The sequence below is a fragment of the Paenibacillus hemerocallicola genome (genome assembly GCF_006265175.1).
GTDB lineage: Bacteria > Bacillota > Bacilli > Paenibacillales > NBRC-103111 > Paenibacillus_AB > Paenibacillus_AB hemerocallicola.
In genome coordinates, this window is the sequence record NZ_VDCQ01000029.1 from 1 (window position 1) to 12,534 (window position 12,534).

The following is a 12,534-nucleotide window of genomic DNA, read 5'->3' on the forward strand; positions in this document are numbered from 1 at the left end:
CGATTGCTGCTTCAAATCCCGTTTCTGCGACAGGTCGCCGACCGTGTTATAGGTCAGCAAGTCCGCTTGACCGGCTGCGTCCACGTTTTGCTTCACGCGCCCGAGCTCGTCGTACGCTTTGGCGGTCGTATACGTTTGCCCCGCATCGTACTGCTTCGTATCCTTTAGCTGACCGAGCGCCGTATATGTATAGTCTGTCGCCTGCGACAACGGGTCAATCAGCTTGACGAGTCGGTTCAGCTTGTCGTACTGGTAGCTCGTCACTTGGTTTTTCGGGTCGGTGGTCATCACGGTATTGCCGACGTAGTCATACGTATAGGACGCTTGCACCTTGTTGTTGCGGTCCGGCCAGCTCGGGTAGACGGTGCTGGACGTAACACGTCCCAGTGGGTCATACTGCTTCTCCAGCACGTTCCATTTGACGTTGTCGTCGGCACTCCCTATTTGGTCCGGCGTCACCATATAAGATGTCTCTTTGCGCGCCAGCAAGTCGCGCACGGCTTTATACACATTGCCATAAGGGTCCGTCACTTGCCCGATCTGCCCCCATGCGTCATAGCCGATCGTTTGCACATTTTGCTGCGCGTCCGCGACGTAGATCGGCCGGCTCATCGCGTCATAATGATATTGCGCTTCTGCGATCCATTGTCCGCGCTGGTCGTCGTAGCGCTGCTGGTAAAGCGGATTGCCAAACCCGTCGTAGAACGCTTCCCTCACGTCATAGACCGTTACTCCGTTGGTCGAAAGATTTAGAACGGAAGTATAGGTTTTTACTTTCATCGTTTGAACGTTGGCGTTCGTTGCATCGAATCCGGACGATATTTGGTTTGGAGCGTATTCCGTTTTTGCTTCCATTTCATAGGTCGCGCCGTTTAGTCCGGTGACAGGCGGCTGCTTGACCGAGACCGGGCGCCCCAAAGCGTCGTACCGGTACGTTGTCACCCGTCCTCCCGGTGCCGTCTCGGATTGCAGCAGCCCGGTAAGCATACTGTACGTTCGGCTCGTTTGCATCGTTTGCGGCTGGTTATTGTCATCGGTATAAAATTGCGTGATGTGGGTCGGGAAAGCGTAACTGCCTGCCGGGCCGTAAACGGTTTCGGTTCGGGCCGTTTTGCCGTTTTCCAAGGTTCGGGTTGCGATCGTTTTAGAGACTTTGCCGTCTGTCAACTCATACGAATAATCGACGGATTCGCCGTTCGCGTTGGTTGATTTTTTGAGACGGCCCAGTAGCACAGGATTTGTATAATCAAAATAGTATTCGAAAGATTCCGTCAGCGTAGTATTCGCATTTTGCTTCCACTGCGATTGAAGCAGATCATGATAACTTGGATGGTATTGATACGTCGTGGTGTAGTCCGCTTTAACAGCCGTATTGTTGATATCATAATAGCCGAGAGGTTGTGTATTGCTCTCCAATCCACCCCAATTCGTATAAGTACGATCGACATACTGATCGTTAGCAACATGCCCAACCATATCCCTGTATTCCGATCGAGTCGGTTTGTACTTGAATATGGGATGAAACGTTTGATGAAGCATCGTTTTTCTTTCAAAATTCGAAGCGATTGTCTCGACTTTGTTAATTTGTCTATCCGCGTTGAAGGATGTCGCGGTTTGGAGGTTACTTTGGTTAATCGCCGCGGATTTATATGCACCTAAATTGCTATTCGGGTAATAGGTGTAGTCACCCGAATAATAGTACCCCACTTGATTTTTGCCGCCGAAATTATTAATTTCGAGTTCTGTCATTTCATGCTGAATGGATTGGAACAGGATGCGTACATATCTGGCCGTCGCGTTTAGACTATTGCTATAGTCGGCAATGCCGTTGCTTTTTTGAATTGCAACCAGGTCGGTCCAATTATTCGCATCGTTCGAAATCTGTATCGTGTATTGGGTAGTAGCGAATTCTGTTCCCATTCGCCAACGGATCAAAATTTGATTAAACGATTGAATCGATCCCAAGTCCACATGAAGCCATTCGTTCTGGGCGCTGCTCGGCCTCCAAAACGTGCCGGTATCCCCGTCCACGACATTAAGTCCGTTATAGTAAGTGTAAGTATCATTATCCGAGTCATAATCTGCTGCAAAAGAAGATACTTGAACCGATTTCTGTAATGCCAAATTTGATTTTGAAATGGACGGTAATCCGCTGCCCGTACGGTTTAAATCGTAACGCTCCTTGATGCGGAACGCATCCATCCAACCGCTTCCCATTAGGCGATGGGAGCTTTCGTACTCATAACGCGAGACGCTATGCGGATAGACGATCCCGGTCAGCAGTTGGGTATAGACCGAAGCGGAATTGCCGTAAAAACTGAAAGGCTGCTCTTTCGTGTCATATTGGTAATAAGTTATTGTTTCCTCCGAAGTACCCGGGCTCATGCTTGCCGAATATAAATAAGGCTCATATCGTCCGTCCACCATATGCCGCATTTTGGTGTATTTGACCGTAAGCTGTTTTCCGAGCTCATCCGGGTGAGTTACGGAAACTGTTACATTGTCGCCTGCGAAGGTAGGATTATCGATTGCGTTATCGTAAACAAACTGGATGATCCGACCGATACTATCCGTAATTTGACTAAGATACGGATACGAGCTTCCATTGACCGAACGGTTAATATGTGTAAATTTGATCTCGTTTCCGAATCGGTCCACAATTCCCAATACTCGGCCGTCATCGGCGAAATAAGTTTTTCGTTTATCGTTTGTGATGAATACATATACCGACGTCTTCTCCCCGTTCGAGTATGTGCCGGAATCAAGATCGAACTTGACGTCTTCCCTGGGGTATCCTTCCAGGTTGCTGTCGTCTAAAAAAGCTGTAAAGTACACCCGGTAGGCAGCGCCGGTTCCGTCATGGAAGTGGATCTCGTTTCCATTGTCCGGCTCTGCTTTCTTGATCTGCACGGAAGGAATGCCAAGCGACCATCCTGCGCCCAAGTCAAATCTTTCCCGTTGGTAACTCGTCTTCTCAGCAATACTCGCTACATTGAAGTTTTTACGGTAAGTGACATATCTTGCTTGTGTATAAGTATGGGTCACCGGATCAATATAATTAGCCCCATTCGTTTCCAGCAGACGGCAGCTATAGTCTGCGTAGTTCGAAGCATTTGCAAGACAAGCCGCCTGCGCTTCTTCGATAGTCCTGTAGTTGCTGCCAAACTCCTGATTCGGGCCGCTTCCCGTGCTGGAATACCAGACTAAAATATAATACCAGTAGTATACGTCCTTGTAATAATTCCCGTTCGTTCCCGCATCGGTAAACGACGCTTTCATCTCTCCCATTTGAGCTTGGTTGGAGTTGTAGTGACGGGTCAGCGCGAAATCCAATCCGTCCCGACCCGGCAGCACCAGATCCGATACGTTAATCGATAACGATCCGCTTTGCGGATCTATCGCTTCTTGACTCCGGTAGCGGTCCAAGTAAGGAGCTTTGTTGCTTTCGTTAATGGTTTGGGGCATCTCTACTCCATTCATCCTCAAGCTCCAGCCGCTAATGTCGACTGCTCCGAAGGCTGTGGAAGAAAAGCCCGTCAATAGAACGAAGCACAGAAGAAACGACTGAATTGTGCGAAGAAGGGTATACCTCATGGCTTTTCGCTTCCTCCCGCAACATCAAATTGTTCCTGTATTTGATGCGATAATGAATCTTTCCTCTTTTTCAATAAATCAGCCACAGCGCTTCCAGACGCTTGCTCCATACGGCTCAGCTTCTCGTCGGTCAAACGCAGCCCGATTACCTCTTTGTCCGTTAATCCGTACTTTTCCATATTCGTCTTCGAAACTTTACCGTAAAACCGATTCTCCCGATGAATTTCGGCTATTCCCACTCTTCCCTTTGCTTGATAACGATCGAGCGCATCTTTCATATCCGGCACCAGAGACTGATCCACTAATGCCAACAATGAAAATTGCTCTCCCAAAGTGAGAGTTTCTTTGTCCAATAGTTTGCCGGCATCCGAATGTTTCCGTTTCAACTCATCTACCAGCGGGCCGTATTTGGCCAATTGGAGTCGATTTTCGATACTCGTCCATTCGGATTGCTTCTTTTCCTCCAGGAGCTGGAAGGGATCGACATCCCATATGTTGGCCAACTCATCGGCTTTTAAGATATCGTCTATCGAAAAACCTTGATCAAATAATTCATCCGCTTGTTCCCGAGAAATATTATATTGATCTACAGGCGTATTCGGATCTATCCCTTGCTGCATTGTTCCAGATTCCAAGGCCTTTATCGGTTTGCTTGGCACCGACTCGCTGCGGGTTTGCAGCAGCAGTTCATCGGACGGCTGAGGGGGTGTAACTTGGATTTGCATACTATTTTCGGGTATCGATCTGTTAAGGATAGGTTCCAATAATTCATTGGCAAAGCCGGAAGAAATATTCCCGATGCCGGTTAGAACGATAACGGCTGCCAGGCAGACAGAGCTCCATTTTCGATTGTGTTTCAAGATTATAACCTCCATATATGTAAGATTCATGGAAAGAGCGCTGATTAGTTTAATGCTACTCCGGTTTGGTTCCCGTTGGCATCATAATGGTAGTCCAGAGTCTGACCATTCGGAAGAATGATATAATCAAGCTTGCCGGATGCGTCATAGTAATAACCTTGGGCTCCGATTGCCGCTTTGACGGTTCGACTCGGGGAAGATTCGTTGCCGACGACATCTTTCGCTTTCACGGTAAACGCGTGCAGCCCTTGCGACAACCCTGATGCTGTAAACGTCGTAGATGGGCTTGTGCCTATCAAAGTCGCCCCATTGTAAATCAGGTACTCGGACACGCCGATATCGTCCGTCGAAGCTGTCCATGCCAACGTAAAACTGCTGCTCGTCTTTCCTATTACTCTGAAATGCTCCGGGATAGTAGGAGGCCCTGCGTCCAGATTAGGAATGGATATGTTGCTGCGATACGCCCAATCGCCCCATTCCATATCGTCCTTCAAGCGAATTGCGAAACTCCATGTTCCGAGGGCCAGAGGCGCCGTAACATGATTGGATGCCGGTCCGTTAATTTCGCCGGAGTTATACGCCCAACTTGCCCAATTATCCCGCGTACCTACAACTTGATAAGCGGATTGGGCTTGTCCGTTCGGATCATTGTAATTCCATGTGAAATTTAAAACATTGGTATATAGCGTCTGGTTATCGTTGTAAGATGTAATCGACAACGACGGCAGAGAGTTCGGCAACATGTAACGGCTTTCGGAAAGCGGGGATTCAAGACCATAATTGTCCCAAGTCTTCACTCGCCAAAAGTAGAAGTTCCCACGTGACAAGACTCCTGCCGGAACGGTATAAGATGAACCTCCGGAGCCTACCCATCCTGTATCGTGTATGGGATTTCCACTAGAATTGTAAACGACGATTTGATAGGCGGATTGTACATTCCCTGGATCAGGGTCCGAGAATGTCCATTGCACGGTCGGGGTCGTCCCGGCAATGAGAACAGGAGACGCTGATGCAGGGTTTCCCGGCACCGGATTGGCCGGAGCATTGGGTGGCCGATTACCCAGAACGGTAAAAGTACCGGATTCGGCCCAATTCCCGTATAAAGACCCATTATAGGTACGTATTCGAACTTTGTTGGAAGTCGTGCTGGACGCTCCGGAAAAATTATAAGCATATGAAGTCGCCCCCGGATTCGTTAAGGCAACCAGATCGAACCATGCCCCGCCGTTTACGGACATTTGGACTTGATAACGCAGATTCCATTGAGGCGTATCCAAATCGTATGCCGGCTGCCAGACGATGTTGTAAAGTGTGTTTACTACTTCCGCGGCGATCGGAGACACGATAACGGGTGTACTTGGCGGTGATTTATAGACCACTTCAAGACTGGCGTGGGGTCCGATGGCAATATATGACCCGTCTCCGCCATACTTCCCATAAACCAATTGCCCACGGACGATAAATCCGTGATTCACTCCGGAAGTAACGCTGTCTTGAACTGCTCGCGACACGTCAAGATCAAAGGAATAAAATCCCTTTCCGTATACATAATTCTGCCTTATAGGAGGTACCTCATTTGTAGGATAAACCGAATAACTAGGTGCAAGAGCACCGTTTTGAGGATTCCAGTCTGCTGTCACTCTTGCGCTTGTAATATCAATACTATAGTCATGGTAGACACCCTCATCATCATAATCCTCGGGCAAAAAAAGTTTCGTCTTCAAAGCAGCTTGAAATGTTGTATAATTCGTGGAAATGGAAGATAAATCATACTTATATATAGCCGTGGCGCCATAGTCTAAGTTACATCCATTAATGTTGTAATAGCTGAAATAGGTTGAATTAACAAACCTGTTGTTGTAGCCATCCGTACAACCCGCTTTTATCGCGGAGGTCAAAATCACCGTAGGATCAATTACGATCGGGAATATCAGGCCTTGAACATCTGCGGTCAGATCCAAGTAAGTCTTGTTCTTCTCCACCCGAAGGGTTTGCGCCACATCGCGGTAAGTTCCGTCAGCGTCCACCAGCCATGCCGGTTGCAGCGTAAATTCGTTGGATCTCAGAGATTCCGACAACGGGCCCGTCACTTGGAAACTGAACCGGTGAGGAGCTGATGCATCCTTAAGCAAGATGGTCTCTTTAATCCCGCTTTCCAGCACCTGCAGCGTGACATCGGTTTGATTCCAGGCATTGGGATATAGCAATCCGGATTTCCCATACACAACACCCGCTACGTTGGAGCCCCCTACCGGCACAAACGTAAGACTATCGTTATTTTTGTTAATGGAGTACCCTTTCCCGAATCGTACTGGGAGAGTCGCATCAAAGGGGACTTGAGGCGCTTTAAAGCTCTCCTCTTGCAGCGCCTTGCCGGCTAGACGGCTGGATTTATTGAGAGCGGAAAGTTCCTTTATCGCTTTCGCGCCCGCTTTGGACAAAGGAAGATATACCATGTCCAGTACCGAATCCTTGTAAAGGGTAGTATCGATGTCATACAGTTTGTCGTCCTCTGCTTCATAGTGCTGATCTTGCATCGTTATAACCGCTCTATAAGACCCGTCCTTGCGCAAGTAATGCTTGCTGTTTGGCGTTCGCCTATCCATCGCTTCGCCGATGATTTCCGGATCTTCCTCTAGCAGTTTCCTCTCTTTCTCACCTGCTGTCTGATACACTTGCCGGGACACATCATTGAATTGGTTGTGGGAGTATACAGTATCCCCCACACTTGACAGCGCTTTCACTTCTTGTGCACCCATTTCCCCTGATGCGTAAGCAGCGTACGCCTGTCCGAGCATCGATATGGCTAGCAATGCAGATACGAGCCTCTTTCTTAGACCATTCAAACATTTCCCCTCCTAGTATAAAATGTATATCAATGAATAATTTTACTATAGAAGAGATCTTTTTGAATAGGTATTTTTAATCAATTGCGCAATATTCAACACCATTCGACTCACACACCCTCTGCCAATGGTCCTGTGAAATCAATGCGATATATAGTCCGATCTGCATAGTTCATATTGAGTTATACTTTGTTGGAACAACTTATGACACATGTAAACCATGTCCACAGCAAGTTCGAATTAAAGCATGACAAAAGGCCGTCGAACTCATCGGCAGCCTTGAGCGGTTTGATACCATTCCGTGTCCCGTTACTTTAGTATTACCGGGTAATATTCCACATTCTTTTAACCTCTACCAATACCTGATCATTGAATTCCATTCTGTATACGTCCGGCTTCGATGTTTGCAATAAAAAATTCAAATCGTACCGTTTGTCATAATACCCCATCATTAAAGTCATTACAGCCCCATGAGTGCCCAATACTAGCTTCCGTCCTCGGTAGATCTTTAATAGTTTTTTCAAGACCGCTATAGCTCGGTTCTGACAAACTGCGTTAGACTCCCCTCCCGTTAAGGAAAAGTTTGGATCAGAGAACGACTTCTCCAATAAAGGGAATAGCTCCTTATCGGGCATTCGATTGTCTTCATTAGAAAAAATTCTTTCTTTAAGATCTTCAAATACTAAAATTTCTTGTCCTGAGCAGCGAGCCAGCTCCTCAATGGTTAGGACAGCCCGTTGGTATGGACTAGAAACGAAAACCTCGATCCCCTCTCCTTTCAATAATTAAGTGATTCGATTAGCATCCGATTTCCCTATATCCGTTAACCCTCTTGTTCTTTCATTTCCTTCCATCTTCGGTGATTCGCCGTGTCTTACCATGTAAATAAAAGTTCTCATAATAGCCTCCATGAAGAGAAACTTATGATTCACAACTAACCCGTGCTGCTTTATATCGGAAACGATCATTGATAATTGGATATGCCATTCTTAAACGCTTGTTCATCATTGTTCTCAATACCAAACAGGGCTTCTTGCAGCGCAAATGTGCCTATATAAAAATTTGTCCGCGATTGAGCGCTTCCTAGTCCAGGGTAGGATTCATACATCAGTCGTAAGAAGCTCTCTCCGTAACCGCTCATTATGGCGGCAGCATCAATGGCCGGATCTCCGATATGTGCTCCGCCAAAATCAATTACTCCTGCAACTTTCGGTAGTGTATGTTCAATCAATATATTGCTCGTGCCAAAGTCTCCATGCACGAATGTCGGTTCATATTGAAAATTCAATGCGTTGTTTAGAAAATGTTCATTTAGAAAATGTTCAAAGTGTTTTCTAACGCGTAGTTGACCTTCATTACTCATATGGCGAAATAATTTGTTTTGAATACGCTTGTACATATCCTCCCAATACTTGTATGGATTGTTTTGATGAAGACGATCGATGAACTCACCTTGAAGAGGAATACGATGCAGTTCAATAAGAAAAGTTGATAACTGTCGGGCAATAACACGCAGATCAATACGCTTTATAGCGTGAAAGGTTTTCATGTCGAAGCATCTTCCCGGTATCATACGGTAGCCTACAAATACATCTCCCACGACCTGCGATTCGAGGTTCAGATAGATAGGTTTGGGAATATCAAGGGTGATATGCTTGTCTACGAATTGTAATAGCCGCGTTTCCGCTTGTAGATCGGCAATACCTTGTTGGTATTTGGGGAAACGGAAAATGAGTGTATTATTGACCTCAATGACAGTATTGTTTTGACCGTTTTCATTGAGTGTGACCGAATGGATGAATAGATCCGGATAAGCTTCGAGAATTTTTTGTACATATTTTTGCAGCATGAACAACCTCACTTTAAAAAGCTCTTGTGATCAAGGGCCTCATCGATAGTGCCCGTGATATTCGGGCAAGTACGGGATTCGTATCCAAGTAGTATGCATAGGCGATCAGCCCGAAGGACAGTGCCCAGCCGCGGCCTTGAGCCCAGGTGGCGTCGTCTACCGGCAGCGCTGCGCGGAATATATCACGGCTTTCGGCGGAGAGGAAAGTCCACGCGACCATCAAGTCGCATGCCGGATCGCCTACGCCCAGAGTGCCGAAGTCTATGACGGCGTGTAGTCGGCCTTGGGCGACCAGCAGGTTCCCCGGATGGAGGTCTCCATGGGAAAGCGGTAGCAGCGGGGCAAGCTTCGGCAGCCACCGTTGCTCCTTCTCAACTTGCCCGATGGCCCATTCGACGCCGGGTAATTGCACGGCCATATCCTCGCCGAGACGATAGATCGCATTGTCCGTCCCGGCCGATTCGACCGGCCTGATCGGATGGTCCGCCCATTGCGGAAATTGTTCGGCGATCAACCGCTTCACGAGAGTTGCGTCGATCTTCATCTTGTTCGCTTGGCTCATTTGAATAGACCCTCCTCCCTCAAATTCGGAACGCGGTCAAATGCTCCTTCATGGAACATGATACCAAACAGAATTAGGACTCAACCGGTAAAGAATGATTATACTGATTTCGGGCCGCCGCTCCATTCTCCAATACTACAAAAATAGACTATATGAACGGTATAATAGTAGTGCTTCTATATTCGAACCTCCATATACTATAGGATCAGGAACCTGGAGGTGATAGCATGCTTGAGCGCATCATGGGACTTTTGAACGGTAAGCAATCCAAGAAATTCGGTCTGGACAACCTGGGTCTTTTCAACGGCAAGCGCAGCAAGAAATTCGGTCCGGAAAAATTAATCGGTAAAGTAATCGGCAATTTTACAAGAAAGCGCCGCTAGTCCAGCCTATAGGTACAAATAGAACAATCCCCGCTCGGCTATACGCTGGCGGGGAATTGTCATGTTCAATTGTCTCTTTGTTCCGCTGTACTATTAAGTTTGATGTCCTTAATAAAAAATCCCAGTCGTACCTACGGTCAAAGTATCCTATCATTAATGTCATAACAGCTCACGCTTAAATCCTTTTTCATTTCATTTCGTCTTAGTAGGTGAGGTGGTCAAATGCCTGAAGATCAGGAGCTCGCCGAGGAGATCATGGGCGGCAGTCAAGCGGCGATGGAAGTGTTAACGAGAAATATTATAAGCCCATCTACGCCTTTGTCTATCAAAATATTGGTTCTGAAAGAAGGACGATTGCTTCATAAGGAAACACCGGAAAAGCTGTTGGCAGGCATTGGGGATAAAGTGTGGTCGGTTCTGGCGGACGAGATGGACATCGAACATCGGAAATGTTCTCAGAATGCTATTCCCGTTTACGTCCAATGTACATGAAATGTTCCGCCATACTCAGCAAATCCTCACGCTCGCATACTTGCTCGGCCAAGTCCAGCCAAGCGGATACCACTTCCTGCGATTGACCAAGCAGTTCCGGTTCGCGCAAATATAAGAAGCTCTCGCAATTGAGCAGATGCAGCTTTTCCAGTTGAAAAGGTTCGAAAAAGGGAAGCACATCTTTTGGGCGGATGAAAAAATTTTCCGAAAACCCCTGTCCGGCAAAGTTCGCATCGTCCACTATAGCATTGAGCTGAGCTCGCCTCTCCTCGTTCAGAATCAAGCTTGGATGTTGGATCAGATAATCCCACACGAAGGAGTACGAAGAAACAAAGGCCACGAAAAGCGTCCCTTTCGGCTTTAGTTTCCTCAAGCATTCATGAATCGTGGCAACTCTGTCGCGCTCGTCCTTCAGATGATACATCGGGCCCATGCAGAGCACATGATCATATTGTCCATCTTCAATAGCCGATAAATCGCGACAATCCGCACGCAAGCCGTTCAGCGGCAGTCCGAGCTCCTGTGCTTTATTCAGCGCAAAGTCTATGTTGTTCTGAGAAAGATCCGCCAAGGTCACTTGGCAACCAAGCTGCGAAAGGTAAAGCGAATACTTTCCCGGCCCCCCGCCGAGGTCCAGCACCTTGTCATTCGGTCTGACATAGCGGGTTATATAGCGTTTGCTAAGCTCATATTCGACCTGGTGGCGATCTAGTCGTTTCCACTCGTAGTTTACAGTCTCGTCATAAAACCTTCTTACGCTTTCAACGCTGTCCATGTAACCCCTCCCGAGCATACGATCGTTAACTCGAAATAAAAAAATCTCACCCCCAGGACCATAGTCTCAGGGACGAGATCTGAACTCCTCGCGGTACCACCCAGGTTCGCCGATAGGCCGCCAATATTGGAAATATGTTACCAAGTAATCGGGGTACTGTAAAAGATTCAATTTCACCTTAACAACTATTCAATTAATAACCCGGCCATTTACGCGGTGTTTTAAATAGAACAGGATGGCGGCACAGTCGATGTTAATAAACTGCAACGGATCGCTGTGGATCCGTTCGGCCAGTTCGTCTACGGTGATCCAGCGGGGGTTTTGCGTGCGGTCGCCTTCTTCGAGCAATTCGCCTTCCGCCTTGCAAACAAAGTAGTAACCGACCGAATCGATTCCGCCCTTAATCGTCTGGTATGCGGCAAATGGCCGAACACATTCGACAACAAAATTCGGATTGATCCCTTCCGTATCGATACGCGTATCTTCTCCTTCAATCCAAGTGACCTCGAGACCGGTTTCTTCCTTCACTTCGCGGCGCAGCGCCTCTGTCAACGACTCGAACTGCTCCACTCCGCCTCCCGGCAACTCCAGCTGTTTCGGTTGGTTCGGCTTGTTGCGCGTCTGAACTATAATTTCGGTTTTCCCATCGCGTTCGCGCTCTACGATGGCACGGGCATTGACATAAAACAATTGGACTCACTCCTTCTTCGGCAAAAGATATGTAATCTATTATATAATGGAAAATAATTGCTTGCATTGAAATTCTCTTCTCGCTAACTGTTTTTCTCACTTGTTGCATGAAACGATAGCAAAGATTCAGGCAAGGTCACTGAAGCTGAAGAAATACAAGTAGTCGAACAACCGGATTCGATCGAACCCGGCTTGCTCTTCATGTTCTTCATGTCGTTTGCTTCAAAGCTTCATCAAACGCGCGTTCCATTCGGTCGGCGTCCTTCAAAACCGCGAAGAATACGAACGGGCCATTTGATTTCAGCACATGCTTTTCGATCAGATAATACTCTTCGGGGCGATAGTCTTTGAATTTGACCGTTTGCGAGGAGAAAAAGAAGCCCAATGGAATCTACCGGGTCTTAGGGGCGCAGCGCGGCCTATAGACCCGGTGATTCGCTTGGGCTTCCCGACTGAATATGTTCCTGCAGAATGAATATGTTC

Annotated in this window: 9 protein-coding genes and 2 pseudogenes; 2 read left to right on the plus strand and 9 right to left on the minus strand. The window is 47.3% G+C overall.

Features of this window, described 5'->3' with window-relative positions; all coding sequences use genetic code 11:
* The 6 genes and pseudogenes from FE784_RS20060 to FE784_RS20085 form a co-directional block, all read right to left on the minus strand.
* Positions 1-3,480: galactose-binding domain-containing protein (locus tag FE784_RS20060; protein ID WP_176706379.1), on the minus strand; the 3,480-nt coding region annotated here is incomplete at its 3' end.
* 110 nt (positions 3,481-3,590) lie between these two features.
* The gene (locus tag FE784_RS20065) at positions 3,591-4,454 is read right to left on the minus strand and encodes a DUF4179 domain-containing protein (protein ID WP_139604013.1); all 864 of its coding nucleotides are present in this window, start codon (positions 4,452-4,454) and stop codon (positions 3,591-3,593) included.
* 44 nt (positions 4,455-4,498) lie between these two features.
* Positions 4,499-7,300, minus strand: a complete 2,802-nt coding sequence (locus tag FE784_RS20070) for a fibronectin type III domain-containing protein (RefSeq protein WP_139604014.1) — start codon at positions 7,298-7,300, stop codon at positions 4,499-4,501.
* A gap of 320 nt (positions 7,301-7,620) precedes the next feature.
* A pseudogene (locus FE784_RS20075) lies at positions 7,621-8,199 on the minus strand (histidine phosphatase family protein).
* Between the two features lie 65 nt (positions 8,200-8,264).
* A complete protein-coding gene (locus tag FE784_RS20080; RefSeq protein WP_139604015.1) occupies positions 8,265-9,149 on the minus strand; it encodes a phosphotransferase family protein in 885 nt (294 codons plus the stop codon).
* Positions 9,150-9,162: 13 nt separating this feature from the next.
* Positions 9,163-9,711: a phosphotransferase gene (locus FE784_RS20085; RefSeq protein ID WP_139604016.1), complete on the minus strand. Its 549-nt coding sequence runs from the start codon at positions 9,709-9,711 to the stop codon at positions 9,163-9,165.
* Positions 9,712-9,938: 227 nt separating this feature from the next.
* Here FE784_RS20085 and FE784_RS41015 point away from each other — a divergent pair, with 227 nt between their 5' ends.
* Positions 9,939-10,094 (plus strand): hypothetical protein, encoded by a 156-nt coding sequence (locus FE784_RS41015; protein ID WP_176706380.1) that lies wholly within the window; start codon positions 9,939-9,941, stop codon positions 10,092-10,094.
* Between the two features lie 222 nt (positions 10,095-10,316).
* Positions 10,317-10,586 carry a hypothetical protein gene (locus tag FE784_RS20090; protein WP_139604017.1) on the plus strand — a complete coding sequence of 90 codons (270 nt, stop codon included), beginning with the start codon at positions 10,317-10,319 and terminating at the stop codon, positions 10,584-10,586.
* Here FE784_RS20090 and FE784_RS20095 read toward each other — a convergent pair.
* The 3 genes and pseudogenes from FE784_RS20095 to FE784_RS20105 form a co-directional block, all read right to left on the minus strand.
* A complete protein-coding gene (locus tag FE784_RS20095; protein WP_176706381.1) occupies positions 10,558-11,361 on the minus strand; it encodes a class I SAM-dependent methyltransferase in 804 nt (267 codons plus the stop codon). The two genes, FE784_RS20090 and FE784_RS20095, sit on opposite strands and share 29 nt — an antisense overlap.
* A gap of 189 nt (positions 11,362-11,550) precedes the next feature.
* A complete protein-coding gene (locus tag FE784_RS20100; protein ID WP_139604019.1) occupies positions 11,551-12,051 on the minus strand; it encodes an NUDIX hydrolase in 501 nt (166 codons plus the stop codon).
* A 208-nt stretch (positions 12,052-12,259) separates the two neighbouring features.
* Positions 12,260-12,418 (minus strand): annotated as a pseudogene (locus FE784_RS20105) (DUF4358 domain-containing protein); the annotation flags it as partial.
* Between the last annotated feature and the right edge of the window lie 116 nt (positions 12,419-12,534).